This window comes from Streptomyces sp. Wb2n-11 (genome assembly GCF_001049855.1).
GTDB classification, from domain to species: domain Bacteria; phylum Actinomycetota; class Actinomycetes; order Streptomycetales; family Streptomycetaceae; genus Streptomyces; species Streptomyces altiplanensis.
The window spans coordinates 3,435,989-3,462,300 of record NZ_CVPB01000001.1 but is presented as its reverse complement, the minus strand read 5'-3'; the positions used below and the strand labels follow the sequence as shown (position 1 = coordinate 3,462,300).

Below are 26,312 nucleotides of genomic sequence, written 5' to 3'. Positions count from 1 at the left end.
TCAACGGGTCACCCGGCCGGGGAGGCACCGCTGGACCCGTGGGCGACGTGCAGAACGGCGAACAGCCCCCGGCCCCGGGTGCCGTCCGGCAGGTGCCAGGAACCGGCGACGTGACCGGTCGCCTCCTGCGGAAGGAGAGACGGGCCGTCCGGGGCGGGCCGCAGGACCCGGTGCAAGCGGAGGGTCGTGCCCTGCGGGACGGGCAGCCCGGTGCCCTCTCGGTCGTCGGTGGCAGTGCCGGTGAAGTCCGTGCGGAGGGGGGCGTCACCGGTGTATGAGCGAGTGACCTCCCGGTCGAGGGTGTCGCTGGCGCTTTGGTCCTGTGCCTGGACCCGCCCCTCGATCAGGGCCAGCAACTGGGCGACCAGCACCGGGTCGTGGCAGCCGTCGTAGACCCAGCGCCGTCCCAGCACCCCGTGCTCCATGGTGCCGATGAGGGCGTGGTCCGCTCCGCCGAGCGGGGCACCGCGATAGGTGAGCGGCGCCAGATAGGTGACCGGGCGGGCGCCGGAGGTGTCGGCGGCCACGATGAACTCGATGCCGACCTCACCCTGCGGATCGTCCAGCCGGAAGCCGCCGGCCTTGGCCAACTCCGGCTCGGCGGCGCCGCCGCAGTACCAAGGGCGGGAGGGGAGCCAGGAGGCGAGCAATTCCAGTTTGGTCGGCTTCAGGGTGGTGTGGTGGATGACGGCCATGTCGAAGATTCTCCTCCGTTGAGCTCCGTTGGATTCCGTTGAGCAGATGTGAGCCCTACACCTTCGCATCTGTGCGACGCCGAATGTGCGGTTCGGCGAGACAAGATCCACGGGACAGGGCTCGGCGGTGTCGTGGGGCAGGACATCGGAAGGCCGGCTCAGGGGATGGCCTCGATGCGCTCCATGTGCGTCTCGCCCCACTCGCCGAGCGGCCTGAGTGCCGTGTTGAGCGACTGGCCGAACTCGGTCAGCGAGTACTCCACCTTCGGCGGGACCTGGTGGTAGACCTCGCGGTGGACCAGGCCGCTGGCCTCCATCTCGCGGAGCCGGAGGATCAGCATCCGTTCGCTGATGCCGGGCACCGCCCGCCTCAGCTCCCCGAAGCGCAGGGGCCCTTCGTGGATCGCGAACAGGATCAGTCCCTTCCACTTGCCTCCCATGACGTCGATGGCGGCGTCGAGTCCGCATGTGTAGGACCGCTGCTTCATCACCACTCCCTACCGACAAAAATGTGGGTACCCGATAAAAATGTAGGTACGTGATGGTGTGTCAGTAAAGCACCGGCATGGGTTTCGCAGCTGCCGAACGATCCGTCCGACCGCCGAGGGGCTGGAGCGAAACATGACTGCGAACCACCGCACACCCGTGACCGTCGTCGGGCTGGGCCCGATGGGCAGGGCACTGGCCGAGGCGTTCATCGAGGCCGGACACCCGACGACCGTCTGGAACCGCAGCCCCGAGAAGGCCGCGCCGCTCGTCGCCAAGGGCGCCGCGCACGCGGAGGCGATCGGGGAAGCGGTCGCCGCGAGCCCGCTGACCGTCGCCTGTCTGTCCACGTACGACGCCACACTCCGGAGCCTGTAACCGGCGGGCGACGCGCCGGCCGGACGCACGCTGGTCACCCTGAACAGCGGAACCCCGGCCGGGGTCCGTCGGATGGCCGCCCGGGCGGCCGGGCGCGGCGCCCGGTTCCTCGACGGGGCGGTGAAGAACGTCCCCTCGGCCGTGGGGAAACCGGACGCGCTCCTGTACTACAGCGGCGACAGGGGCACCTTCGACGACCACGCGGAGACGCTGCGGGTGCTGGGCGGCGGCACCGTCCACCTGGGCACCGAGGCGGACCTCGCCGCCCTGTACGAGTCGGCGGCGGGCGGCACCCTGCTGCCGGCCCTCCTCGGCTTCTTCCAGGGCGCCGCTCCCGTCACGGCGCGCGGCCTGCGGGCGAGCACGCTGGTGCCGTACACCGTCGAGTGGCCGGAGATGACCGGCTCCGTCCTGCCGGCCCTGGCGGAGGAGATCGACACCGGCGACTACACCGATCCCGCTTCCTCCGTCGGCGTCTTCCACGACGGGATCGGCCACGACGAGGAGATGGGGGAGGAGGTGGGCATCGACACCTCCTGGCTCGCCCCCATGAACGATCTGGTGCGGCGGGCGGTCGCCGAAGGCCATCGTGACCACAGCACCTCGTCGCTGACCGAGCTGCTCAGGAAGCCGGAACGGAACTGACCGGCCCGGCGCCCCGGCCGTCCCCCGGCGGTCAGCCGTCCTCGCGCTCCTTCTCCGCCATCCGGATCACGCACACCGCGACCGCGATCAGCAGCGCCGTGTCGGCGTCGTCCCGTACGACGTCGACGGCGTACGTGTCGCGGACCCGGAACCACTTCCGGGAGATGCGGGCCAGCAGCTCGCCGTCGTGCTCGACCGAGAACTCCCGGTCGAGCACCCGGCCGCTGACGTCCAGCTCGGTCCCCTCGGCCAGGGTGACGCGGTAGTGGTTGCGCAGCAGCGACAGCCGCTTCCTGCGTACGGTCGCGAGCGTCTGCCCGTCCCGCTCGACGGTCATCGCGTCCCGGATGCTGAGCGCCTTCTCGCGCAGCGTGACCAGCACCCGGCCGCCCGGATCCTTGATCTCCAGGGTGTCGCGCAGCCGCAGCGCCTTGCCGTCGACGAGGAAGGCGTGGTGGCCGTGCTCGTCCTCGATCCAGTAGTCGTCGCCGATGCTGAAGATCTTGTCGCGTACGAGGTACTTCATGCGGTCAGGGCTACCCCGTGGCGGCGACCTCGCACCAGACGTACTTGCCCGACGACCCGAATGCGGCAGCGGTCAGCCGCCCGGGGCTGCCTCGGCGCCGGCCCGGAGCGCGTGAACGTCCTCCCCGAGCAGTCGTGCGGCCCTGGGAGCGGTTGTCCGACGAGGCCTACGGTCCGGATCGACCCGACGCCCGACGTCCGAAGGACTCCGGATCGACGCCTGTTGCGTGCGCCAAGGGCGCGTGTGCCCATCCGCCGGACGGCGTGGCGGCCCGTAACCGCTCATCGGGCATGCAGTGCTCCCCCTGTGGTGGACGCCGTGGGGGCGTTCCAACGGATGCGGGATCCGACCGGCTACGGGGAGCCTGCCGACCCGCCGGGTGAGCGCCGTAAACGGGCAGTGGCGTTTCTCTGGCCAGAGGGCTGGGAGGCAGGAAGCGGCTCGTCCCGGCGGAGGAGGTCATCCGCGTCCCACGGCCGTGACCGGGTGTTCATGAGCCGGATGGCAAGCTTGAAGCATGAACGATGCCGCCCCGGCGCCCACCCCCGCGCCCCGCCGTGCCCGTGTCCGTGCCCCCGAGCTGATCGGCAAGGGCGGCTGGCTGAACACGGGTGGGAAAGACCTGACCCTCTCCGACCTGCGAGGACGCATTGTCATCCTTGATTTCTGGACCTTCTGCTGTGTGAACTGCCTGCATGTTTTGGACGAGCTGCGGGAGCTGGAGGAGAAGCACCGGGACACGGTGGTGATCATCGGGGTCCACTCGCCGAAGTTCGTGCACGAGGCCGAGCACCAGGCCGTCGTCGACGCCGTCGAGCGATACGGCGTGCACCACCCGGTCCTCGACGACCCCGAGCTCGCGACGTGGAAGCAGTACGCCGTACGGGCCTGGCCGACGCTCGTCGTCATCGACCCCGAGGGGTACGTCGTCGCGCAGCACGCCGGCGAGGGCCACGCGCACGCCATCGAGAGGCTCGTCGAGGAGCTGGAGGCCGCGCACGAGGCGAAGGGGACGCTGCGGCGCGGGGACGGGCCGTACATCGCGCCCGAGCCGGTCGCGACCGACCTGCGTTTCCCGGGCAAGGCGCTGCTGCTGCCCGGCACGGGGCACTTCCTGGTCTCGGACACCACCCGCCACCAGCTCGTCGAGCTCGAAGCGGACGGCGAGACCGTCGTACGGCGCGTCGGCGACGGCGGTGGGGACGGCGGGTTCAAGGAGCCGCAGGGGCTCGCGCTGCTGCCCGACGGGCGGGTCGTCGTGGCCGACACCGTCCACCACCAGCTGCGTGCGTACGACCCGGCGAGCGGTGCCGTCGAGGTTCTCGCCGGCACCGGGAAGCAGTGGTGGCAGGGGTCCCCGGTCTCCGGGCCCGCCCGCGAGGTCGACCTGTCCTCGCCGTGGGACGTGGCCTGGTGGCAGGGCAAGGTGTGGATCGCCATGGCCGGTGTGCACCAGCTGTGGACGTACGACCCCGAGGCCGGGACCGTGCGGGCCGAGGCCGGGACGACCAACGAGGGGCTGGTGGACGGGCCCGCCGCCGAGGCGTGGTTCGCTCAGCCGTCCGGGCTCGCGGTCTCGGCGGACGGCGAGCGGCTGTGGGTGGCGGACTCGGAGACGAGCGCGCTGCGGTACGTCGACAGCGAACTGGTGGTGCACACCGCCGTCGGGACCGGGCTCTTCGACTTCGGGCACCGCGACGGTGCGGCGGGGCAGGCGCTGCTCCAGCACCCGATCGGGGTGACGGCGCTGCCCGACGGATCGGTGGCGGTCAGCGACACGTACAACCACGCGCTGCGGCGCTACGACCCGGCGAGTGGTGAAGTGACCACCCTGGCAACGGACTTGAGGGAGCCGAGTGACGCCGTGCTCGTCGGTGACGACATCGTCGTCGTCGAGTCCGCCCGCCACCGGCTGACCCGGCTGCGCCTGCCCGACGAGGCGGTCCGTGTCGAGTCCGTCGCCCACCGCACGCAGCGCGCGGCGACCGAAGTGGCGCCGGGGAAGCTTCGGTTGGACGTCGTCTTCCAGGCGCCGAGCGGACAGAAGCTGGACACGCGGTACGGGCCCTCGACGCGGCTGCTGGTCTCCTCGACCCCGCCGGAGCTGCTGGCCGGGGGCGAGGGCGCCGGGACCGACCTGAGCCGTGAGCTGGAGCTGAACCCGGAGGTCACCGAGGGGGTGCTGCACGTCTCGGCGATGGCCGCATCCTGCGACGACGACCCCGCCAACGAGTACCCGGCGTGCCATGTCCACCAGCAGGACTGGGGTGTGCCCGTCCGCGTGAGCGCGGAAGGAACGCCCCGGCTGCCGCTCGTGCTCGCCGGCATGGACGGCTGAGCAGCAGGCGCCGTCCGGGCCCGGCCGTCCGGGCCCGGCGTGCGCTGTCCGGGCCCGGCTGCGCCGGTCGGCCGTCGCCGGGCGTCAGGGGTTGTGGTGCCGGTCGTCGGACACGACGGTGGTGGTGGGCGGTACGATCATGCGACGGCGCCTGGCGACGCTGGCGTAGACCGCGACCCCGATGATTCCGACGAGCATCATGATGATCCCGACAAGGTCGAGGTTGACGCTCTCCATCTCCCAGTCGGTGGCGAAGGCGAGTATCGCCCCGCCCGCGATGAGGAGAATGAATCCTCCCAGTCCCATGAGTCTGCCTCCCTGTAGGCCCGGCTGTTGGGCCGGTGTACGTCTTTCGGGTACCCGGCCCTTCAACGGGCAAGCGTGCAAGCAGGCTTCGGGATTCGGGAGGGTCAGCCTTCCAGGAACGCCGTCACCGCGTTCGCCAGCAGGTACGGGTCGTCCGCCCCGCACAGCTCGCGCGCACTGTGCATCGACAGGATCGCGACGCCGATGTCGACGGTCCGGATCCCGTGCCGGGCGGCGGTGATCGGGCCGATCGTCGTGCCGCACGGCATCGCGTTGTTCGACACGAAGTTCTGCCAGGGCACTCCGGCCTTCTCGCACGCCGCCGCGAACACGGCCTGGCCGCTGCCGTCCGTCGCGTACCGCATGTTGACGTTGACCTTGAGGATCGGTCCGCCGTTGACGCGCGGGTGGTGCGTCGGGTCGTGGCGCTCGCGGTAGTTGGGGTGCACGGCGTGCCCGGTGTCGGACGACAGGCAGACCGTGCCGGCGAAGGCGCGCGCCCTGTCGTCGTAGCTGCCGCCGCGCGCGAACACCGAACGCTCCAGCACGTTGCCCAGCAGCGGCCCGTCGGCGCCGGTGTCGGACTGCGACCCGTTCTCCTCGTGGTCGAAGGCGGCGAGCACCGGAATGGACGGGAGCGGGCCGTCCGACCCGCTGACGGCCACCAGCGCCGCGACCCCCGCGTGCACGGAGATCAGGTTGTCCATGCGCGGCCCGGCCACCAGCTCGCGGTCACGGCCGAGGTAGGACGGCGGGTCGATGCTGTGGGCCATGAGGTCCCAGCCGGCGACCTCGCCCCGGGCCAGGCCCTCTTCCTCCTCCAGGAACCGGATGAGGTCCCCTTCGTTCACGTCCCCGAGGCCCCAGATCGGCTGCATGTGCCGCTGCTTGTCGAGCTTGAGGCCGTCGGTGTTCACCGACCGGTCCAGGTGCACGGCCAGCTGCGGCACGCGCAGCAGCGCCCGGTCGATGTTGACCAGCCGGTGCGAGCCGTCGCGCAGCGTCAGCCGTCCGGCGATGCCCAGGTCCCGGTCGAGCCAGGTGTTGAGGAGCGTCCCGCCGTAGATCTCGACGGCGATCTGCCGCCAGCCCTCCGCGCCCATGTCGGGCAGCGGCTTCACGTGCAGGTGCGGGGAGTCGGTGTGCCCGCCGATGATCCGGAACGGCGTGCTCGCCTGTGCGTCCTCCGGTACGTACCAGGCGATGATCGCTCCGCCGCGCAGCACGTACTTCCCGCCGGTCGTCGCGTCCCAGGCCTCGGTCTCCGCGACCTGCCGGAACCCGGCCTTGTCCAGTCGCTCTGCGGCGTTCGCCACCGCGTGGTACGGCGTCGGGCTGGCTGCCAGGAAGGACATCAGGTCGTCGGTGTGGCCGCGGTCGAAGCGGGCGGGTGCGCTCATGGGGTTCACCATAACCAGGGGCGGACGCGGGCCCGTACCGCCCGTGTCAGAGCCCCGGAGGCCGCTCGAACCGCCGCTGTATCGTCCGGCGTTCGCCGCGCCGCACCTGCGGCAGCATCCGCGGGGCGCCGGCCGGCCGCTGCTCCTGCCGACGCCGCCCGACGCAGAACAGACAGCCCTCGCCGGGGGGCGCGGTCGGGTCGATGGGCGAGCCGGGGTGCTCGGCGCAGCCCGACGCGTTGCGCGGCCGGGAGAGCTCGCGGGCCACGATGAAGGCGCGGTGCAGGGTGTCCGCGATCTCCACGAACTCCTCGGCGGAGGAGGAGACGGTGACGGCGAAGGCGCGGTCGTTGACCTCCTGGACGTACCCCTTGAGCCGGCTCTGCGTGTACGGCGGATCGGGCACGGGGTAGCCGAGGCGGCGCTGCTCGGCCGGGGCGGGGACGCTGCGCTCGCCGCGGCGGCGGCGGTCGTTGCAGAGCAGGCAGCGGCCCCAGCCCGCGGGGGCCTCGGGGTCGGTGGCGCCGTTGGGGTGCAGCTCGCAGCCGGTGTAGCTCTTTGCGGGGGCGAGGTCGGCGGCCGTCTTGAAGGCGATGTACAGCGTGTCGGCGACCGGTTCGTACTCGAGCGGGTGGGAGCCCTCGTACAGCTCGCCGATCTGGTCGCCCACGGAGCCGAGCTTTCCGCGCAGCTCACTGAGCGCGTACGGCCGGCCGGCCGGGACGGAGTAGCCACCCCTGCGGGATTCCATGGAACTCATGCCGTCCAGAGTCGCACGGGCCTCCGACAACGGGCCGGGACCGCCCCGGGGAGCGGCCCCGGCCCGTGGCCGGAGGGTTTCGGGAAGTGGACCGGGCGGACTAGAAGGCCGCCTCGTCCAGCTCCATCAGGGACTGGTCGACGGACTCGGCCAGGGCGCGCTCGACACCGACGCCCGGCAGGACGTTCGCGGCGAAGAACTTCGCCGCCGCGATCTTGCCCGTGTAGAACGGCACGTCCTTCGGGGACGCGGTCGGCAGCTTCTCGGCGGCCACGGACGCGCCCCGGAGCAGCAGGTAGCCGACCACGACGTCACCGGAGGCCATCAGCAGACGGGTGGTGTTCAGGCCGACCTTGTAGATCGACTTGACGTCCTTCTCGGTGCCCGCGAGGTCCGTCAGCATGGTGCCGACGATGGCCTCCAGGTCCACGGCCGCCTTGGCGAGGTGGTCGCGGGCCGTGGCGAGCTCCTCGCCGCCGGTGCCGACGGCGAGGAACTTCTTGATGTCCTCGGCCAGCGAGTTCAGCGCGGCGCCCTGGTTGCGGACGATCTTCCGGAAGAAGTAGTCCTGGCCCTGGATCGCGGTCGTGCCCTCGTACAGGGTGTCGATCTTCGCGTCGCGGATGTACTGCTCGATCGGGTACTCCTGGAGGTACCCGGAGCCGCCGAACGTCTGGAGCGACTGCGCCAGCTGCTCGTACGACTTCTCGGAACCGTAGCCCTTGACGATCGGCAGCAGCAGGTCGTTCATGGCGACGAGCGCCGAGGTGTCCTCGCCCGCCGCTTCCCTGGCGGTGATCTCGTCCTGGACGGACGCGGTGTGCAGGACCAGGGCGCGCATGCCCTCGGCGTACGCCTTCTGCGTCATGAGCGAGCGGCGGACGTCGGGGTGGTGCGTGATGGTGACCTTGGGCGCCGTCTTGTCCATGAAGTCGGCGAGGTCCGGGCCCTGGACGCGCTCCTTGGCGTACTCCAGCGCGTTGAGGTAACCGGTCGACAGCGTCGCGATCGCCTTCGTGCCGACCATCATCCGGGCGAACTCGATGATCATGAACATCTGGCGGATGCCGTCGTGCTTGTCGCCGATCAGCCAGCCCTTGGCGGGGTGCTGGTCGCCGAAGGTCATCTCGCACGTGTTGGACGCCTTGAGGCCCATCTTGTGCTCGACGTTGGTGGCGTAGACGCCGTTGCGCTCGCCCAGCTCGCCGGTCTCCCAGTCGAACTCGTACTTCGGGACGAGGAAGAGCGAGAGCCCCTTGGTGCCGGGGCCCGCACCCTCCGGCCGCGCGAGCACGTAGTGGAGGATGTTCTCCGACATGTCGTGCTCGCCGGACGTGATGAAGCGCTTCACGCCCTCGATGTGCCAGGAGCCGTCCTCCTGCCGGACCGCCTTCGTGCGGCCGGCGCCGACGTCCGAACCGGCGTCCGGCTCGGTCAGGACCATCGTCGAGCCCCACTGCTTGTCGACGGCTATCTGCGCGATCTTCTTCTGTGCCTCGTTGCCCTCCTCGAAGAGGACGCCGGCGAACGCCGGGCCCGAGGAGTACATCCAGACCGCCGGGTTGGCGCCGAGCAGCAGCTCCGCGTAGGCCCAGATCAGCGAGCGGGGGGAGGTGGTGCCGCCGATCTCCTCGGGGAGGCCGAGGCGCCAGTACTCGCTGTCCATGAAGGCCTGGTAGCTCTTCTTGAAGGACGCCGGTACGGGCGCGGTGTTGGTGGCCGGGTCGAAGACCGGCGGGTTGCGGTCGGCGTCCTCGAAGGAGGCGGCGAGGTCGTTCTCCGCGAGGCGGGCGATCTCGTCCAGGATGCTCTTGGCGGTCTCGACGTCCATCTCCGCGAACGGGCCGGTGCCGTACAGCTTGTCGCGGCCGAGGACCTCGAAGAGGTTGAACTCGATGTCGCGGAGGTTCGACTTGTAGTGACCCATGGCAACGGCTCCGTAAGGATCGGGAGGCAGATTCCTCGTACATCTACTACTGGCAAGTAGCTACGATGATGCTACCCGTCGGTAATAAGGCGCAACCCCTCAACGGGTCATCTGTGACGCTTCTCAATGCAAACTGCGGCCAGCGGCCGGAGGCGTCGACTCGATACGCTTGCGCGCATGTACGGCTACGACCAGAACCAGGGTGGACAGCAGCAGTACGCGCCGCCGCAGCCCCCGCCCCAGGGCGGCTACGGGGAGCAGCCGCTCTACCCGGAGCCGTCGCCGCCCTCGCTCGCCGACGCGGTGCGCGCCTTCACCACCGGATCGCTCTCCGCCGAGGACTTCCAGCAGATCTTCGCCACGTCGAGGGTCTACTGCCCGCGCGGCGACAATCCGGGATTCCTCGCGCTGCACAACACCCAGCAGCCGGTGATCCCGATGTTCACCTCGCTCAAGGAACTGCGTAAGTACGCCGGCAAGGAGTCGAAGTACTTCGTGATCACCGGAGCGGAGGTGATCGACCTGCTGCCGACCGGGTACGGCTTCGTCCTCGACATGGAGGGTGAGCACCGGATGGTCTTCGACGCGAAGGCGGTGGAGCAGATGGTCGACTTCGCCATGCGGCGGATGTACGGCTAGACGCGGTGGTGACGAGTGCCGGTGCCCGGGAGGAATTCCTCCCGGGCTCTTCTCGTTGGTGGTGGCAAGAAGTTCTATGTTCAACTAAAGTGGACGTACAAGGAGGCCCGCCATGCCTGCAGTAACCGTTGAGAACCCGCTGACCCTGCCGAAGGTCGTCGCACCGGGCGACGCCGTGTCGCGCCCCGTGCTGGCCGTCACGACCGCTCCGGGCGGTTTCGAAGGCGAGGGCTTCCCGGTACGCCGTGCCTTCGCCGGCATCGACTACACATACCTCGACCCGTTCATCATGATGGACCAGATGGGTGAGGTGGAGTACGAGGCCGGAGAGCCGAAGGGCACGCCCTGGCACCCCCACCGCGGCTTCGAGACGGTCACGTACCTGATCGACGGCACGTTCGTCCACCAGGACAGCAACGGCGGCGGCGGCACGATCCGCAACGGCGACACCCAGTGGATGACCGCCGGGTCCGGCCTGCTGCACATCGAGGCTCCGCCGGAGTCGCTGGTCATGTCGGGCGGCCTGTTCCACGGCCTCCAGCTGTGGGTCAACCTGCCCGCCTCCGACAAGATGATGGCCCCCCGCTACCAGGACATCCGCGGCGGCCAGGTGCAGCTGCTGACGTCGCCGGACGGGGGCGCGCTGCTCCGTGTCATCGCGGGCGAGCTGGACGGCCACGAGGGCCCCGGCATCACGCACACGCCGATCACGATGATCCACGCGACGCTGCGGCCGGGTGCGGAGATCACGCTTCCGTGGCGTGCGGACTTCAACGCGCTGGCGTACGTCCTGGCCGGCCGCGGCAGCGTCGGTACGGACCGCCGCCCCGTCCGCACGGGCCGGACCGCGGTCTTCGGCGACGGGGACTCGCTGACCGTCCGCGCGGACGAGCAGCAGGACGCGAACGCCCCGGACCTGGAGATCGTCCTCCTCGGCGGGCGCCCGATCCGGGAGCCGATGGCGCACTACGGGCCGTTCGTGATGAACACGCAGCAAGAGCTGAAGCAGGCCTTCGAGGACTTCCAGCGGGGCCGCCTCGGCACCGTCCCGGCCGTCCACGGCATGCGCTGAGCGGTGTGGCTCCGCCCGGGTGACGGACCGCGGTCCGTCACCCGGGCGGGCCCCGCCGACGGGCCGCCCCGCGCCGCCCGTGATCCGCTGGCACCGTGCAGCCGACTCAGCCGCTCCTCCCCGAGTCCGCGCACCGGGTCGCCGCCTGGTGTGTCGTCGCGCTGCTCGTCACCGGGGTCGCCGCGGTGGGGGTCTGGCTGTGCGTCACCTTCAGGACCGCCGTCACCCCCGTCCTGCTCGCCCTCCTAGGAACCGCGCTGCTCGGGCCCCTGCACCGGCGGCTCGTCAAGATGCGGCTGAACCGGTCGCTCGCCGCCCTGCTCACCTGTGTCGCGGTGGTCGCCGTCGTCGGCGGCGCCTCGTACATCGTCGTCAACGCGCTCGTCGGGACCGGTGACCAGATCCTCGGCTCGCTCCGGCAGGCGGCCCGGGACCTGTCCCGGCACTTCGGGGCGGCCGGGACCTCCCTGGACGACGTGGCCCAGAACGCCAGGGGACTGCTCGGCAGGTTCGGCGGGACCGCGGCGTCCGGGGTGATCACCGGGCTCAGCGTCGTCGGGGAGATGGCCGCGGTCGCCGTCCTGGCCCTGCTGCTGATCTTCTTCTTCCTCCGGGACTCGGACCGGGCCGCCGGGACCCTGCGGGCCCTCTCCCCCGGCTCGACCGGCGACGCCGTCGAAGCGATGGGCCGCCGCGCCTTCGAGGCCGTCGAGGGCTTCATGCGCGGTACGACGTTCATCGCGCTGATCGACGCGGTCCTCATCACCGTCGGGCTGCTGGTCCTGGAGGTGCCCGGCGCGGTCGGCCTCGGCGCGCTGGTCTTCGTCGGCGCGTACATCCCCTACCTCGGCGCCTTCATCTCCGGCGCGGTCGCGGTGCTCGTCGCGCTCGCGGACCGGGGGTTCGTGATCGCGCTGTGGGCGCTGGGGGTCGTACTGGCCGTACAGATGCTGGAAGGGCACGTCCTCCAGCCAGTGATCCAGAGCCGGACCGTGCAGATGCACCCGGCTCTGGTGATGCTGGCGATCACCGCCGGGGCGTCCGTCGCGGGCATCCTCGGGATGCTTCTCGCCGTGCCGCTGACGGCGGCCGTCTTCGGGGTGATCGGAGAGCTGCGCAGGCGTCACGAGCATCACGAGCACGAGAGCGCGAGGGCCGCGCCGGGCAGGGGCGCGCCCGGCGCCGGACTCTAGCGTGCTCTCACACGGCCTGCGGGGGGACGGCGTTCCCGGTCACCGGCTCGAAGCCGGCGAGCATCTGCTCCAGTGGAGGTCGGTGCCGTGTCGGGGCGTCCCCTCGGGTGCCGAACGTTCGGGCACCGGGATCTGCTTCGGGGTGGCTGCGTTCGACGCCCTGCGGGGAGCGCCCCGGCACGTCCCCTCCCGCCACCGTGGCAGGCGTCGCGGGAGCGCGGGCCGCTCTAATGGCTCTGCGGAGCGCCGTCCTCGTAGAGCTCGAACCAGATGCACTTGCCCTCACCCCTCGGGTCCACCCCCCAGGTGTCCGCGAGCATCTCCATCAGGATCAGTCCGCGTCCGCTGGACGCCATCTCCCCCGGGCGCCGCTTGTGCGGCAGTTCGTCGCTGGAGTCCGCCACCTCGACCCTCAGCCGCCGCGCGCCGGGCTCGCCCGTCGCCTCGGCGACCAGCAGGGCGTCGCCGTCCGTGTGCACCAGGACGTTGGTGACCATCTCCGAGACCATCAGCACGGCCGAGTCGAGCTGCTCCGCGTCCGCCCAGTCGTGCAGCAGGTCCCGCAGCTGCTGCCGGGCGGCGGCGATCCGCTCCGGCTCGGCCTGGGCCACGGACAGCGCCGTACGCCGGACCGGGGCGTGCGGGCCCACCGGGGAGCCGGGGCCGCGGCCGTCGCCCTCGCGGCACAGCAGCAGCAGCGCGATGTCGTCCTCGCGGCGGTCCACGAGCGGGCCCGTGGTGTAGTGCGAGGCGGGGCCGTGCACGGCGGCGACGAGGGCGTCGGCGAGCTTCTCCAGGCTGTCGCCGGTGTGCTCCTCCATGATCTGGCGGAGCCTGGCCCAGCCGGTGTCCAGGTCGTGGCCGCCGGTCTCGATGAGGCCGTCCGTACAGATCATGATCGTCTCGCCCGGTTCGAGGACCAGGCGCGTCGTCGGGTAGTCCGTGTCCGGGACGATGCCCAGGGGGAGCCCGCCGGCGGTCGGCCGGACCAGCACCGTCCCGTCGCTCAGGCGCACCGCCGGTTCGGGGTGGCCCGCGCGGGCGATGTCGAGGAAGCCGGTGGTGGGGTCGGCCTCGATGTAGAGGCAGGTCGCGAAGCGCGGGCTGGAGTAGTCGCCGGGGTCGTAGGTGTCGGCCCCCGGGAAATCATGCAGCCCGTGCAGGAAGCGGGAGGCGCGGGAGAGGACCGCGTCCGGACGGTGTCCCTCGGAGGCGTACGCGCGCAGGGCGATCCGCAGCTGGCCCATCAGTCCGGCCGCCCGCACGTCGTGTCCCTGTACGTCGCCGATGACCAGCGCTATTCGCCCGTTGGGCAGCGGGATCATGTCGTACCAGTCGCCGCCGACCTGGAGGCCCCCGCCGGTCGGCACGTACCGCGCCGCCACCGTCATGCCGGGGATCTCCGGGCCCAGCGTCGGCATCATCGACCGCTGGAGGCCCAGCGACAGTTCGCGCTCGCTCTCGGCCACCGAGGCCCGCTCCAGCGCCTGGGCGAGCATCCGGGCGACCGTCGTCAGCACGGAGCGCTCGTCGGGGGTGAACGCGACGGGGTGCGCGAAGCCCGCCATCCAGGAGCCCATGGTGCGGCCGGCCACCGTCAGCGGCAGGAAGGCCCAGGAGCGGCGGGAGGGGGTGCGGGCGAGGGGGCGGCCGGCGGGATAGCGGTGGCTGTACTCCTCGGGGGACGAGAGGTAGATGGCCCGGCCGGTCCGTACGACCTCGGACGCCGGATGGTCCGTGTCCAGCAGCATGTCGGCGAACGGGAGCTCGTCGACGGGGCCGTATCCGTGGTGCCCCAGGACCGTGATGCGGCTGCCCGAGGAGCCGAAGACGGCGAGGCTGTCCGGTGAGAAGCCGGGCATCGACAGGGACGCGGCGACCCGCAGCACCTCGGACGTGGACCGCGCCTCCGCGAGCGCCCGCCCCGCGTCCAGCAGGAACGCCTCGCGGGAGCGGCGCCAGTCGCCGGTGACCGGGGAGTGCGCGGCCTCGCCCGGCTGCGGCTCGGCGACCTCCTGGAGGGTGCCGAAGAGTTGGTAGTCGCCGTTGGCGGAGACCGGCTTGGAGCGGCTGCGCACGGTCCTGAGCATCCGCCCCTCCACATCCATGATCCGGAGCCGGGCCTCGGCGAGGGTGCCCTCGGCGGCCGCGAGGCTCACGACCCCGTTGATCTCGTTCCAGTCGGCGGGGTGGAAGCGGGAGCGCACGGCGGCCTCGGGAAGCACCACGGACTCGGCGGGCAGGCCGAGGAGCCGGGCGGCTTCCGCGTCGAGCGTGACGACTCCGGATGCGTTGTCCCAGTGCCACAGGCCGGTCGCGATGGCGGCCAGGATGTCCTCGGTACGCATTGCTTCATCTTTACAGGTCGGAGCCGGACCGGCCGTGCGGAGCACGGGCCAGAAAAAGGAGAGACGCCGGGCGGTAACCTGGAGTGTCTTGTGACAACCCCGAATCCCGAAGGCTGGATGAACGACGATGCATCGGTACAGGTCCCACACCTGCGGCGAGCTCCGCGCCTCTGACGTCGGCACCGACGTCCGGCTGAGCGGCTGGCTGCACAATCGTCGAGACCTGGGCGGCATCCTCTTCATCGATCTGCGCGACCACTACGGCATCACGCAGCTCGTCGCCCGCCCCGGCACCCCGGCGTACGACGCCCTCGACAAGCTCAACAAGGAGTCGGTCGTCCGCGTCGACGGCCGGGTCGTCTCGCGCGGCGCCGACAACGTCAACCCGGAGCTGCCCACCGGCGAGATCGAGGTCGAGGTCTCCGGGGTCGAGCTGCTGGGCGCGTCGCAGCAGCTGCCGTTCCAGATCAACACCGACGACGGGGTGGGCGAGGAGCGCCGTCTGGAGTACCGCTTCCTCGACCTGCGCCGCGAGCGCATGCACCGCAACATCATGCTGCGTACGGCCGTCATCTCGGCCGTCCGCCACAAGATGACGGCGCTCGGCTTCAACGAGATGGCGACCCCGATCCTGACGGCGACGTCTCCCGAGGGCGCCCGCGACTTCGTGGTCCCCTCCCGCCTGAACCCGGGCAAGTTCTACGCCCTCCCGCAGGCTCCGCAGCAGTTCAAGCAGCTGCTGATGATCTCGGGATTCGACCGCTACTTCCAGATCGCGCCGTGCTTCCGCGACGAGGACGCCCGCGCCGACCGCTCGCCGGGCGAGTTCTACCAGCTCGACGTCGAGATGAGCTTCGTCGAGCAGGAGGACGTCTTCCAGCCGATCGAGAAGCTGATGACCGAGCTCTTCGAGGAGTTCGGAGGCGGCCGCCACGTCACGTCGCCCTTCCCGCGGATCCCGTTCCGCGAGTCGATGCTGAAGTACGGCAACGACAAGCCGGACCTGCGCGCCAAGCTGGAGCTCGTCGACATCTCGGACGTCTTCGCCGGCTCGGAGTTCAAGGCGTTCGCCGGGAAGCACGTCCGCGCGCTGCCGGTGCCGGACACGGCGGGCCAGTCCCGGAAGTTCTTCGACGGCCTCGGCGACTACGCCGTCGAGCACGGCGCGAAGGGCCTGGCCTGGGTGCGCGTCGGCGAGGACGGTTCGCTGAGCGGCCCGATCGCCAAGTTCCTCACCGAGGAGAACGTCAAGGTCCTCACCGAGCGCCTGTCGCTGGCCCCCGGCCACGCGGTCTTCTTCGGCGCGGGCGAGTTCGACGAGGTCTCCAAGATCATGTCGGCGGTCCGGGTCGAGGCCGCCAAGCGCGCCGGCCACTTCGAGGAGGGCGTCTTCCGGTTCTGCTGGATCGTCGACTTCCCGATGTACGAGAAGGACGAGGAGACCGGCAGGATCGACTTCTCGCACAACCCCTTCTCGATGCCGCAGGGCGGTATCGAGGCCCTGGAGACCCAGGACCCGCTGGACATCCTGGGCTGGCAGTACGACATCGTCTGCAACGGCGTCGAGCTGTCCTCCGGCGCGATCCGCAACCACGAGCCCGACGTCATGTTCAAGGCGTTCGAGATCGCCGGTTACTCGAAGGAGACCGTCGAGCGCGAGTTCGCGGGCATGCTCCGTGCCTTCCAGTTCGGCGCCCCGCCGCACGGCGGCATCGCCCCGGGCATCGACCGCATCGTGATGCTGCTCGCCGACGAGCCGAACATCCGCGAGACGATCGCGTTCCCGCTCAACCAGAACGCCCAGGACCTGATGATGGGCGCGCCGACGACGCTGGACGAGGCCCGTCTGCGGGAGCTCAACATTCAGTTGCGGAAGCCGGTTTCCGACAAGTAGTGCGTTTAGGTTGAAGGGGTTCGGAATCGATCGGTTCCGGGCCCCTTCTTCCATGTCGCGGATGCTTCCTGGAAGCGAGGGCCTGTGGGGCCGGCCTCTCCGCGGAACGCGTCGAGGCGGTCCGTTCGGCAGCACGACGACGAAAGGGACGAAATGAAGCGCCGGAACCGGATCATGGCGCCGCTGACCGCGCTGCTGGCGGCAGCCGCATTCCTGGCGGCGGGCTGCGGTACGAGCACGAGCGGCACGAGCGCCAGTACGGGTTCCACCGCCCCCACCACCGGGACGCCGCAAGGCACCGCACGGCCCGGCGCACCGGCGCACGAGGTGTCCGGCGGCAAGACGGGCAAGGGCGCGCCGGACCGGCCCGCGTCGCCGGAGAAGCGCCCGCTGCTCCGGCTCCCGGGCCTGGGCCCCAAGACCCTCGCCCGGGTCCCCGGCCGCACCCGCCAGGCACTCGTCGTCACCGGAGAGGGCCGCGACGAGAACCGGGGCACGGCGGTCCTCTACGAGCGCGACCGCCCCGGCGCCCCCTGGCGCCCCGGCCCCTCCTGGCCCACCCACAACGGCCTGCGCGGCTGGACCGGCAAGCACATGCGCGACGACCTGCGCTCCCCGATCGGCGTCTTCACCCTGACGGACGCGGGCGGCCTGCTCCCCGATCCGGGCGCGAAGCTGCCGTACGACGAGGGTCCCGCCTTCACCGCCCGCGGCACGGGCTCACGGGGCGAGCCGCTCGCGGGCTCCTTCGACTACGTCATCGCCATCGACTACAACCGCGAGCCCGGCACCACCCCGCTGGACCGGTCCCGCCCCCTCGGCGCGGCCCGGGGCGGCGGCATCTGGCTCCACGTGGACCACGACGGCCCGACGCAGGGCTGCGTGTCCCTGCGGAAGGACGTGATGAAGCACCTCCTGCGCACGATCGACCCGGCGAAGAACCCGGTGGTGGTGATGGGCGACGCGGCGTCGCTGCGCGACTGAGCGGACGCACAGCACTTCGCCCCGCCGGTCGGGTGACCGGCGGGGCGAAGGACGGGGCCGGGCCGGGAGGGGGCCGGCCGGCTTCCGCGGTGCCGTCAGGCGCCGACCGGCTCCTCGGAGCCGGCCGGGTCGGAGTCGAGCGCCTCGGAGCCGGCCGGGTCGGAGTCGAGCGCCTCGGAGGTGTCGTCGAACCCGGCCGTGCGCTGGGCCGGGACTTCCGCGGCGAGGCGGGTCGTCATGCGGGCGCGGCGGTCGTCGGCCTTGGCGCACAGGGCCAGGGCGGCCGCGTTGAAGCGGACCAGGGAGGGCGGGTCGGACGGGCCGAGGAGGTGCTCCTTCAGCTCGGCGCGGGCCTCCTTGTACGGGTCCTTCTCCGGACGGCGCACGGACTCCAGGAGCTCCGGGACGCCGGACGCGTCCGGGGAGAGGACGGCGGCGGCCCGCACGGTCGGGAAGCCGGCCCGGAACTCGGTCTCCGTCATGCCGCTGGTGTTGGCCACGGCGTACGGCTTCTCGCTGTGCAGGTAGTCCGAGACGACGCTCGACACATCGCTGATCAGCAGGTCGGCCTGGTTGAAGCAGCTGTAGATGCCGGGGCGCGCGGTGACGACGATCCGGTGCTCCCACTCGGGGAAGGACGCCCAGTAGGCCGCCTCCCAGGCCGCGGCGGCCGCCGCGACGGCCGCCGCGCGGCCCTCCTCGGGCGAGCCCTGCAGCAGCATCCGCTCCAGCTCGTCCACACCGGTCCGGAAGCCGGTGCTGGTGAGCCGGTCGAGTTCGGCGGTGCGGCGGTCGAGTTCGGCGGCGGCCTCGGGACCGGGGCGGGGGCCGGAGCGCCCGGCGTTGGCCTCGGCGATCATCGCGCGGATGCGCTTGTCGGCGGCCCCGGCCTCCGGGTCGACGGAGCCGGTCATCGGGTGCGGCTTGTAGAGCAGCCGTACGCGGTCGTCCTCCAGGAGCGCGCGGACGAGGTTCTCGCCGGCCAGGACGACCGAGGTGTTGCCGGGGTTGCCGTCCCAGCCCTCCCAGGTGGGGGCGTACAGCACGGTCGTGTACGTGCCCTCGGGAGCGCCCGTGTAGGGCAGGATCGGGGCCAGCTGCGGGCGGCCCACCTCCACCACGTCCTTGTCGTCGACGCCGGTCTCGGCGAGCTGGTAGCGCTCGCGCGCCGCCGGGCCGGCCACCCACACCTCGTCGTACGCCTTGGCGTACGGGTTGCAGCTGGACAGCTTGTCGCTCTCGCCGTGGTTGGTGAAGGCGTGCTTGATGGAGGGGATGCGCAGCACCTGCGAGGTCTTACCGGAGTTCGCCGGGTGCAGCATCATCTTCAGCGTCGAGTTCTCCAGCGCGAACATGTGCGCGACCCTGGGGATGCAGATGATCGGCACGTCCGTGGCCTGGATCTTCTGCACCATGAAGCGCTCGCGCAGCACGATCAGCGGCTTGCCGTCCAGCTCGGAGAGCGTGGAGAGCCACATGTTCGCCTGGTACGCCGAGGTGGTGCCGCCGGAGAAGTACATCGCCACGGTCGGCCGGTACTCCGCCAGCCAGGCGTCCAGCCACTCCAGCGTCTCCTGCTGGGTGGCGGGGCGCTTCTTCGGCAGCAGCCAGGTGGCCAGGCGGACGGTGCCGGCGGCCATCAGGGCGAGGGAGACGCCGATGCCGGCGGCGCCGCCGTACACGTCCCCGGTGACCGCGGTGACCAGCAGGCCGGCGGTGGCGGGCACGGAGAAGGTGAGCAGCCGGTGGCCGGGGCGGCGGGCCAGGATCCGCGGGGGAGCGGTGGAGGGGCGCAGCGCCGAGGCGTCGATGTTGCGGGTGACGATGGGCAGCGTGCGGACGCGCCGGACCATCAGCGCCACCGCCTGGCAGACGAAGTGCAGCGCGTAGAAGAACAGCAGCGCGATGGTGAGGGGGGAGTGCTCACGCAGCGGCTGGATGTCGTCGATGCGCAGCAGGCCGACCAGGATCAGCATGTCGCGCAGCAGCTGCCGGACGGTGACGTCGAAGCGTATTCGGTTCAGCTTCGAGAGCAGGGAGGGGCGCTTGTACTGGAGGTACAGGTCGAGCGCGAGACCCGCGGCGGAGGCGGCGACGAACACCGGCACCTGGGCCAGCAACGCGCCGACGAGCTGAGCTGCGAATGCCGCGAGCATCGCGAGCAGCGCGGAGAGCTGCACGACGCGGCGGCGGCGGGGGAGTCCGGTAGAGGGCACGGGTGGGGCTCCTGGCAGGGAGGAACGATCGAATGGGGGAAACCGTTGGGGGGCGGCCGGCCTTCTCGCACCTGAAGGGCGGAATGGGGGATGACGAGGAAGGTCGACCGCTGACCGTATGACGCGTACCGCCTCCGCACCAATCGGTCGAGACAATAATCACCTCAAGCGGACATATGACCGGCCTTCCGGGCCTGCCTCCCCGTCAAGGACCGGCCGCGGCGGGGGGCGGCCGACGAAGGGGCAGGGCCCGGTGGTGATCTCCGGGCCCTGCCCCCTCGTGCGCCGTACGGTACTGCTGGTGTTCAGTCCTTCTTCGGCTCCTCCAGGCGGGGGAACAGCACCGCGCCCTTCGTCACCGTCACGCCGGCCGGGAGCTGCCCCCACGTGGCCGCGTCCTGGACCGGCCGGCCGTCGAGGGCGCCCAGGGCCGCCTCCGCGCCCAGGGAGTCCCACAGCTTCTGCGAGGTCTCGGGCATGACCGGGTTCAGCAGGACGGCCATCGCGCGCAGCGACTCGGCGGCCGTGTAGAGGATCGTCGCGAGGCGGGCCCTGCCCTGGGGCGACTCGTCCTTGGCCACCTTCCACGGCTCCTGCTCCGTGATGTAGCCGTTGACCTGCTTCACGAAGTCGAAGATCGCCAGGATGCCGCCCTGGAAGTCCAGCTCCTCGCCGATCTTCCGGTCGGCCTCGGCGACCGCCTTCGCGAGACCGCCCCGGACCGCCGTCTCCGCGTCACCGGCCGCCGTCGCCTCCGGCAGCGTGCCGCCGAAGTACTTGCCGACCATCGCGGCCACGCGCGAGGCGAGGTTGCCGAAGTCGTTCGCGAGCTCGCTCGTGTAGCGGGCGCTGAAGTCCTCCCAGGAGAACGACCCGTCCTGGCCGAAGGCGATCGCCCGCAGGAAATACCAGCGGTAGGCGTCCACGCCGAAGTGCGAGGTCAGGTCCTGCGGCTTGATGCCGGTCAGGTTCGACTTCGACATCTTCTCGCCGCCGACCATCAGCCAGCCGTTGGCCGCGACCCGGCCCGGGACCGGCAGGCCCTGCGCCATCAGCATCGCGGGCCAGATGATCGCGTGGAAGCGCAGGATGTCCTTGCCGACCAGGTGGACGTCGGCCGGGAACGTCGTGTCGAACTTCGCCTGGTCCGCGCCGTAACCGACGGCGGTGGCGTAGTTGAGGAGAGCGTCGACCCACACGTAGATGACGTGCTTCTCGTCCCACGGGACCGGGATGCCCCAGTCGAACGTCGAGCGCGAGATGGAGAGGTCCTGGAGGCCCTGCCGCACGAAGTTCAGGACCTCGTTGCGGGCCGACTCGGGCTGGATGAAGCCGGGGTTGGCCCCGTAGAACTCCAGCAGCTTCGGGCCGTACTCGCTGAGTTTGAAGAAGTAGTTCTCCTCCTTGAGGATCTCCACCGGCTTCTTGTGGACCGGACACAGCTTCGTGCCGTCCTCGGCCTCGATGAGATCGCCCGGGAGCTTGTACTCCTCGCAGCCCACGCAGTACGGGCCTTCGTACCCGCCCTTGTAGATCTCGCCCTTGTCGTACAGGTCCTGCACGAACTCCTGCACACGGTCGGTGTGCCGCTTCTCCGTCGTGCGGATGAAGTCGTCGTTCGCGATGTCCAGGTGCTCCCAGAGGGGCTTCCAGGCCTCTTCGACGAGCTTGTCGCACCACTCCTGGGGCGAGACCCCGTTCGCCTCGGCAGTGCGCATGATCTTCTGACCGTGCTCGTCCGTGCCGGTGAGGTACCACACCTTCTCGCCGCGCTGACGGTGCCAGCGCGTGAGCACGTCACCTGCAACGGTCGTGTAGGCGTGGCCCAGGTGAGGAGCGTCGTTGACGTAGTAAATCGGGGTCGTGACGTAGAACGCCTTCGCCCCCTGCTTCTCGGATCCAGTGGCCGCCATGGTCGAAATCCTAACGGCCCACGGGAGATCCACTCACACGCATAAAACGGCGGGACGGTGACGGCGGTGCCCCGTCCTTGCGGGGTCTCGCCGTCACCGTCCCGGTGGTCTAGCCCTTGAGGTCCTTCAGGCCCTTCAGCCCCTGGACCAGCTGTGTGTACAGCTCGGCGTCCGCGACCGCGCGCGGGGCCGGGCCCGCGTGGAAGAACGCGGCGTTGGGGACGTCGAGCTTCCGGAGGAAGTCGAAGCCCTTGGCGTCGTGCTCGCCGAACGCGACGAACTGCCAGAAGAGGGACTTTCCGGCGGCGTCGGCCAGGGCCTGCTTGGCGGGTCCCTTGGCGTCGGGGGGACCGTCCGTCTGGAAGACGACCAGGGCGGGGCGGCCGCTGCCGGACTTCTCGTGGTGCGCGACGACCTCCTCGACGGCGCGGTGGTAGCTCGTACGCCCCATGTGCCCGATGGCGGCGTGCGCCTCGTCCACACGGCCCTCGTACGCACCGAGGCTCACGTCGACGGTCCCGTCGATGTCGGTCGAGAAGAACACGACGTGTACGGCGGCGTCGCCGTCGAGGTGCGCGGCGAGGGCGAGGGTCCGGTCGGCGAGGTGCTGGGCGCTGCCGTCCTTGTAGAACGACCGCATGGACCCGGACCGGTCGAGCACCAGGTACACGTCCGCCCGAGCCCCGGCGAGCTGCTCGGCGTCGAGCGCGGCCCCGGCGGCCCGGTAGTGGGCGGCGAGCGCGGGGGCGCGCGACGTGATGTCCGCGAGGGAAAGGGCGGAACCCCCGCCTTCGCCGACAACGCCGTCGCTGTCGTCGGCGCTCTGGCCGAGGGGCTCCCCGTCGGCGGCGAGCGGCTCGGGTTCGGTGACCGTTTCCGGTTCGGGGGCGGCGGTGACGGCCGGAGTGAGCGCCGGCTCGGCCTCGGCGGCCGGGGCGGGCTCCGCAACCGGCTCGGGCTCGGCCTCGGTGGCCGGGGCGGGCTCGGGCTCCGGGGCGGTGTCGGCTGCCGCTGCGGGTTCTGCGGCCGGCTCGGCCTCGGGCTCGGCGGTGACCGGCTTCGTGGCGGTCGGCTCGGGCGAGGTGTCCTCGGTGTCGGCCGGGGTCTCGGTCTCCGGCTCGGTGACCGGTGCGGGTGCGGCGTCGGCGGCGAGCGGCTCGGGTTCGGTGACCGTTTCCGGTTCGGGGGCGGCGGTGACGGCCGGAGTGAGCGCCGGCTCGGCCTCGGCGGCCGGGGCGGGCTCCGCAACCGGCTCGGGCTCGGGCTCGGCGGCTGGGGCGGGCTCCGTGGCGGCGGGCTCGGGATCCGGAGTGGCGGTGGCCGCGACGGGCTCGGCTGCCGGGACGGCCTCGGGCTCGGCGGCCGGGGCGGGCTCCGTGGCGGCGGGCTCGGGATCCGGAGTGGCGGTGGCCGCGACGGGCTCGGCTGCCGGGACGGCCTCGGGCTCGGCGGCGACCGGCTCCGGGTCGGCTGCCGGCTCGCGGGTGGTTTCCGGCTCGGCGTCGGGCGCGGTCTCCTCGGAGGGCTCGGTGGCCGTCGTCGTCGCCGGTAGGTCGTCGTCGGCCCTGGCGGCCTCGTCGGCGGCGGGCTCGGCGGGGGCTTCTGCCGCGGCCGGCTCGGGAACGGCCGCGTTCGCCTCGGGCTCGGTGGGCTGTGAGGGAACCGTGACCGGGGCCGAGGGGGACGCGGGGGCCGGGTCGGCCGGGGTGGACTGGGCCGGGACGTTCGGAGCCGGCGGGGGAGTCGTCGTGCGGGACGCGGGCGGGTTGTCGAAGGCCGCCGCCACCAGGTCCGATGCGATGCCCGGCGCCGCCGGCTTCCCGGCCGGCTTCTCCGCCGCCGTTTCGTCCTCCTGGGCCGTGGCCTGCGACGGGGCGGGCACTGAGGCCACCGTCTCCCTGACCTCGGCGGACGCGGTTTCCGGTTCCGGCGCGGAGGCCGGGTCCGGCTCACGTTCGGCCTGGGACGGAACGGAAGCTGCCGTCGAGGTCTCCCGTGCCGGCGGCTGCTCGTTGCTCTCCGCTCGATCGCGTCCGAACACCTTGCGCAGCAAGCTCCGAATGCCCATGGGCGAGGCCTTTCGCATGAGTTGGGTGCGATGCACGTCCGCACCCGTGGGATCAACCCTGGCCAGGGCGGACACGTAAGGTTAGCGGCCCCGCCCGTTGATCTTCGGGAGGGTCAGCCGTGCCGTTTTGGTTCCGGGCGCGTTCCGGGCGCGTTCCGGGCGCACGCGGCTCGCGCCGGCGAACACCGGTGCCCGGTGCGACCCTCCGGACCGCCCCGGCGGCCGCCCCCGCGCCCCTTACTCCGTACGCGTCCTCGCCGCCACGCCAACTCCCACACGGCCGTCACGCATTCACCTGGCGTTCACCCCACAGCCGCCGGAACGCGCGCGCACGCCCCTAACGTCACGGCCGGAGACATTCCGACACGAACACGATGTCGGCGCAGGGCGCGCCGAAACACAGCCCGTACAGCCTATTTGGAGGGGTCCGTGCGCAATCTGCTGCCGCTGCTCAACTCGCCGCACTCGGGTGGGCGCTCCGCGCTGACCTGTCGCTACCGCTGCGGAGACGCCTGCTTCCAGGAGGTCCCGAACACCAGCGACAACGAGTACGCCGGTGACGTCATAGCCGGTGCTCTGTCGAGACGGTCGATGATGCGCGCCGCCGCCGTGGTGACCGTGGCCACCGCCGCCGGAGCCTCGGCCCTCACCGGGCCCGCCGCCCCGCAGGCCGTGGCGGCGGAAGGCCGCCAGAAGCCCCAGGCCGGCAAGGGCAGGAGCGACGGCGCCCGCGGACTGCGCTTCGCGCCCGTCGCGCCCAACACCGCCGACGCCGTCACGATCCCCGACGGCTACGCCCAGAACGTCGTCATCCGCTGGGGCGAGCCCATCCTCCGCGGCGCCCCCGCCTTCGACCCGGACAAGCAGTCCGCCAAGGCGCAGGCCGGTCAGTTCGGCTACAACAACGACTTCCTCTCCCTGCTCCCCCTCCCCGGTGAGCACGGCCGCCAGGTACTCGTCGCCAACCACGAGTACACGGACGAGATCCTGATGTTCAAGGGGTACGACCCGGCCAAGCCCACCCGCGAGCAGGTCGAGACCGCCTGGGCCGCCCACGGCCTGTCCGTCGTCGTGGTCCAGGAGGAGCGCAAGTCCGGCAGGCTCACGCCGGTCACCCGCCACCACCTCAACCGCCGCCTCCACACCACCTCCGTCTTCGAGCTGACCGGCCCCGCCGCCGGCAGCGCGCTCCTGAAGACGTCCGCCGACCCGACCGGCAGGAAGGTCCTCGGCACGCTCAACAACTGCGCCGGCGGCACCACCCCGTGGGGCACGACCCTGCACGGCGAGGAGAACTTCAACCAGTACTTCGCCAACGGCTCCAGCGCCACCGACAAGCGCTACGGCATCGGGTCCGGCGCCACCGAGCGCAAGTGGGAGCTCTTCGACAAGCGCTTCGACGTCAAGCAGGAGCCGAACGAGTCCCACCGCCAGGGCTGGGTCGTCGAGCTCGACCCGTACGACCCCGACTCGACGCCCCGCAAGCGCACCGCGCTCGGCCGCTTCAAGCACGAGGCCGCGCAGCCCCGCCTGACCGCCGACGGCCGCCCGGTCGTCTACATGGGCGACGACGAGCGCTTCGACTACTTCTACAAGTTCGTCTCGTCCAAGCGGATGAAGAAGGGCAACTCGCGGGCCGCCCGCGAGCACAACCTCACCCTTCTCGACGAGGGCACGCTGTACGTCGCCAAGATCACCGGCGACTCCCCCGGCGAGGTCGACGGCACGGGCAAGCTCCCCGATGACGGCGAGTTCGACGGCAGCGGCGTCTGGATCCCGCTCGCCACCGGCACCACCTCGCACGTCCCCGGCATGACGGCCGAAGAGGTGTACGTCTTCACGCGCCTCGCGGGCGACAAGGTCGGCGCGACCAAGATGGACCGCCCCGAGGACGTCGAGCCGAGCCCCCGCACCGGCCGCGTGTACGTCGCCCTGACGAACAACACCGACCGGGGCAAGCCCGGCAAGGCGGGCGCCGACGAGGCCAACCCGCGCAACCTCAACAAGCACGGCCAGGTCCTGGAGCTCGCCGAGCACTGGGACGACCCGGCGTCGGACGGTTTCGCCTGGCGGCTCTTCCTGGTCGCGGGCGACCCGGACGACCCGGCGACGTACTTCGCGGGCTTCCCGAAGGACAAGGTCAGTCCGATCTCCTGCCCGGACAACGTGGCCTTCGACCCGCACGGCAACCTGTGGCTGTCCACGGACGGCAACCAGCTCGGCTCCCACGACGGCCTGTTCGGCGTGGCGACGCGCGGCGAGCGGCGCGGTGAGCTGAAGCAGTTCCTGACCGTCCCGAAGGGCGCGGAGACCTGCGGTCCGGTCATCCAGGACCGCCGCGTGCTCGTCGCGGTCCAGCACCCGGGCGAGGTCGACGGCGCGAGCGTCGAGAAGCCGGCGTCGGTCTGGCCCGACGGCCCCGGCAGGATCGTCCGCCCGTCGGTCGTGGCGGTCTACCGCAAGGACGGCCGCGACATCGGCGTGTAGCCGTACGCCGAAGGGGCTGGAGCGTGCCGGTGACGGC

General features: G+C 71.4%; 18 protein-coding genes and 1 pseudogene. 8 read left to right on the top strand and 11 right to left on the bottom strand.

Features of this window, described 5'->3' with window-relative positions:
• Window positions 1-8 precede the first annotated feature (8 nt).
• Both BN1555_RS15720 and BN1555_RS15715 read right to left on the bottom strand, forming a co-directional pair.
• On the bottom strand, window positions 9-695 hold the full coding sequence (locus tag BN1555_RS15720) for a maltokinase N-terminal cap-like domain-containing protein (RefSeq protein ID WP_093799978.1): 687 nt from the start codon (window positions 693-695) through the stop codon (window positions 9-11).
• 158 nt (window positions 696-853) lie between these two features.
• Window positions 854-1,183 (bottom strand): winged helix-turn-helix transcriptional regulator, encoded by a 330-nt coding sequence (locus BN1555_RS15715; protein ID WP_093799977.1) that lies wholly within the window; start codon window positions 1,181-1,183, stop codon window positions 854-856.
• Window positions 1,184-1,316: 133 nt separating this feature from the next.
• Between BN1555_RS15715 and BN1555_RS15710 the strand changes: the two are divergent.
• Window positions 1,317-2,204: pseudogene (locus BN1555_RS15710) on the top strand (NAD(P)-dependent oxidoreductase).
• Between the two features lie 31 nt (window positions 2,205-2,235).
• Here BN1555_RS15710 and BN1555_RS15705 read toward each other — a convergent pair.
• Window positions 2,236-2,730, bottom strand: a complete 495-nt coding sequence (locus BN1555_RS15705) for an LURP-one-related/scramblase family protein (RefSeq protein ID WP_093799976.1) — start codon at window positions 2,728-2,730, stop codon at window positions 2,236-2,238.
• A 517-nt stretch (window positions 2,731-3,247) separates the two neighbouring features.
• On the opposite strand from BN1555_RS15705, the gene BN1555_RS15700 reads away from it, so the two are divergent.
• Window positions 3,248-5,068, top strand: coding sequence for an NHL domain-containing thioredoxin family protein (locus tag BN1555_RS15700; RefSeq protein ID WP_093799975.1), 1,821 nt, complete (start codon window positions 3,248-3,250; stop codon window positions 5,066-5,068).
• Between the two features lie 84 nt (window positions 5,069-5,152).
• Here BN1555_RS15700 and BN1555_RS15695 read toward each other — a convergent pair whose 3' ends face one another.
• From BN1555_RS15695 to BN1555_RS15680, 4 genes are all read right to left on the bottom strand, one after another.
• Complete coding sequence (locus BN1555_RS15695; RefSeq protein WP_093799974.1) at window positions 5,153-5,374, bottom strand: DUF6458 family protein; 222 nt, start codon at window positions 5,372-5,374, stop codon at window positions 5,153-5,155.
• A gap of 104 nt (window positions 5,375-5,478) precedes the next feature.
• Complete coding sequence (locus BN1555_RS15690) at window positions 5,479-6,774, bottom strand: M18 family aminopeptidase (RefSeq protein ID WP_093799973.1); 1,296 nt, start codon at window positions 6,772-6,774, stop codon at window positions 5,479-5,481.
• Between the two features lie 46 nt (window positions 6,775-6,820).
• Window positions 6,821-7,534 (bottom strand): hypothetical protein, encoded by a 714-nt coding sequence (locus tag BN1555_RS15685; RefSeq protein WP_093799972.1) that lies wholly within the window; start codon window positions 7,532-7,534, stop codon window positions 6,821-6,823.
• Window positions 7,535-7,634: 100 nt separating this feature from the next.
• Entirely contained in the window at window positions 7,635-9,461 is a 1,827-nt protein-coding gene (locus BN1555_RS15680) for an acyl-CoA dehydrogenase (protein WP_093799971.1), read from the bottom strand.
• A 177-nt stretch (window positions 9,462-9,638) separates the two neighbouring features.
• Here BN1555_RS15680 and BN1555_RS15675 point away from each other — a divergent pair, with 177 nt between their 5' ends.
• The 3 genes from BN1555_RS15675 (at window position 9,639) to BN1555_RS15665 (ending at window position 12,365) form a co-directional block, all read left to right on the top strand.
• On the top strand, window positions 9,639-10,100 hold the full coding sequence (locus BN1555_RS15675) for an SseB family protein (protein ID WP_093799970.1): 462 nt from the start codon (window positions 9,639-9,641) through the stop codon (window positions 10,098-10,100).
• Between the two features lie 112 nt (window positions 10,101-10,212).
• Window positions 10,213-11,172: a pirin family protein gene (locus BN1555_RS15670; protein ID WP_093799969.1), complete on the top strand. Its 960-nt coding sequence runs from the start codon at window positions 10,213-10,215 to the stop codon at window positions 11,170-11,172.
• 95 nt (window positions 11,173-11,267) lie between these two features.
• Window positions 11,268-12,365: an AI-2E family transporter gene (locus BN1555_RS15665; RefSeq protein ID WP_093799968.1), complete on the top strand. Its 1,098-nt coding sequence runs from the start codon at window positions 11,268-11,270 to the stop codon at window positions 12,363-12,365.
• A gap of 227 nt (window positions 12,366-12,592) precedes the next feature.
• Here the strand turns inward: BN1555_RS15665 and BN1555_RS15660 are convergent, their stop codons facing one another.
• Window positions 12,593-14,713 carry an ATP-binding SpoIIE family protein phosphatase gene (locus tag BN1555_RS15660; protein WP_093799967.1) on the bottom strand — a complete coding sequence of 707 codons (2,121 nt, stop codon included), beginning with the start codon at window positions 14,711-14,713 and terminating at the stop codon, window positions 12,593-12,595.
• 127 nt (window positions 14,714-14,840) lie between these two features.
• Between BN1555_RS15660 and aspS the strand changes: the two genes are divergently transcribed.
• Both aspS and BN1555_RS15650 read left to right on the top strand, forming a co-directional pair.
• A complete protein-coding gene (aspS, locus tag BN1555_RS15655; protein ID WP_093799966.1) occupies window positions 14,841-16,607 on the top strand; it encodes an aspartate--tRNA ligase in 1,767 nt (588 codons plus the stop codon).
• A 153-nt stretch (window positions 16,608-16,760) separates the two neighbouring features.
• Window positions 16,761-17,591 carry a hypothetical protein gene (locus BN1555_RS15650; protein WP_093799965.1) on the top strand — a complete coding sequence of 277 codons (831 nt, stop codon included), beginning with the start codon at window positions 16,761-16,763 and terminating at the stop codon, window positions 17,589-17,591.
• 95 nt (window positions 17,592-17,686) lie between these two features.
• Here BN1555_RS15650 and BN1555_RS15645 read toward each other — a convergent pair whose 3' ends face one another.
• From BN1555_RS15645 to BN1555_RS15635, 3 genes are all read right to left on the bottom strand, one after another.
• Window positions 17,687-19,807: a hypothetical protein gene (locus BN1555_RS15645; RefSeq protein ID WP_093799964.1), complete on the bottom strand. Its 2,121-nt coding sequence runs from the start codon at window positions 19,805-19,807 to the stop codon at window positions 17,687-17,689.
• Window positions 19,808-20,112: 305 nt separating this feature from the next.
• Window positions 20,113-21,720 carry a methionine--tRNA ligase gene (gene metG, locus BN1555_RS15640; protein WP_093799963.1) on the bottom strand — a complete coding sequence of 536 codons (1,608 nt, stop codon included), beginning with the start codon at window positions 21,718-21,720 and terminating at the stop codon, window positions 20,113-20,115.
• A gap of 109 nt (window positions 21,721-21,829) precedes the next feature.
• Window positions 21,830-23,788 carry a VWA domain-containing protein gene (locus tag BN1555_RS15635; RefSeq protein ID WP_093799962.1) on the bottom strand — a complete coding sequence of 653 codons (1,959 nt, stop codon included), beginning with the start codon at window positions 23,786-23,788 and terminating at the stop codon, window positions 21,830-21,832.
• Between the two features lie 429 nt (window positions 23,789-24,217).
• Between BN1555_RS15635 and BN1555_RS15630 the strand changes: the two genes are divergently transcribed.
• Complete coding sequence (locus BN1555_RS15630; protein WP_093799961.1) at window positions 24,218-26,275, top strand: PhoX family protein; 2,058 nt, start codon at window positions 24,218-24,220, stop codon at window positions 26,273-26,275.
• Window positions 26,276-26,312: the final 37 nt, after the last annotated feature.

What these genes read in the sequence shown, in the direction of transcription:
- metG (WP_093799963.1), bottom strand. Translation starts at nt 21,720, where the DNA reads ATGGCGGCCACTGGATCCGAGAAGCAGGGGGCGAAGGCGTTCTACGTC.
- BN1555_RS15715 (WP_093799977.1), bottom strand. Translation starts at nt 1,183, where the DNA reads ATGAAGCAGCGGTCCTACACATGCGGACTCGACGCCGCCATCGACGTC.
- BN1555_RS15660 (WP_093799967.1), bottom strand. Translation starts at nt 14,713, where the DNA reads ATGCGTACCGAGGACATCCTGGCCGCCATCGCGACCGGCCTGTGGCAC.
- BN1555_RS15690 (WP_093799973.1), bottom strand. Translation starts at nt 6,774, where the DNA reads ATGAGCGCACCCGCCCGCTTCGACCGCGGCCACACCGACGACCTGATG.
- BN1555_RS15685 (WP_093799972.1), bottom strand. Translation starts at nt 7,534, where the DNA reads ATGAGTTCCATGGAATCCCGCAGGGGTGGCTACTCCGTCCCGGCCGGC.
- BN1555_RS15720 (WP_093799978.1), bottom strand. Translation starts at nt 695, where the DNA reads ATGGCCGTCATCCACCACACCACCCTGAAGCCGACCAAACTGGAATTG.
- aspS (WP_093799966.1), top strand. Translation starts at nt 14,841, where the DNA reads ATGCATCGGTACAGGTCCCACACCTGCGGCGAGCTCCGCGCCTCTGAC.
- BN1555_RS15695 (WP_093799974.1), bottom strand. Translation starts at nt 5,374, where the DNA reads ATGGGACTGGGAGGATTCATTCTCCTCATCGCGGGCGGGGCGATACTC.
- BN1555_RS15635 (WP_093799962.1), bottom strand. Translation starts at nt 23,788, where the DNA reads ATGGGCATTCGGAGCTTGCTGCGCAAGGTGTTCGGACGCGATCGAGCG.
- BN1555_RS15680 (WP_093799971.1), bottom strand. Translation starts at nt 9,461, where the DNA reads ATGGGTCACTACAAGTCGAACCTCCGCGACATCGAGTTCAACCTCTTC.
- BN1555_RS15700 (WP_093799975.1), top strand. Translation starts at nt 3,248, where the DNA reads ATGAACGATGCCGCCCCGGCGCCCACCCCCGCGCCCCGCCGTGCCCGT.
- BN1555_RS15670 (WP_093799969.1), top strand. Translation starts at nt 10,213, where the DNA reads ATGCCTGCAGTAACCGTTGAGAACCCGCTGACCCTGCCGAAGGTCGTC.
- BN1555_RS15650 (WP_093799965.1), top strand. Translation starts at nt 16,761, where the DNA reads ATGAAGCGCCGGAACCGGATCATGGCGCCGCTGACCGCGCTGCTGGCG.
- BN1555_RS15705 (WP_093799976.1), bottom strand. Translation starts at nt 2,730, where the DNA reads ATGAAGTACCTCGTACGCGACAAGATCTTCAGCATCGGCGACGACTAC.
- BN1555_RS15675 (WP_093799970.1), top strand. Translation starts at nt 9,639, where the DNA reads ATGTACGGCTACGACCAGAACCAGGGTGGACAGCAGCAGTACGCGCCG.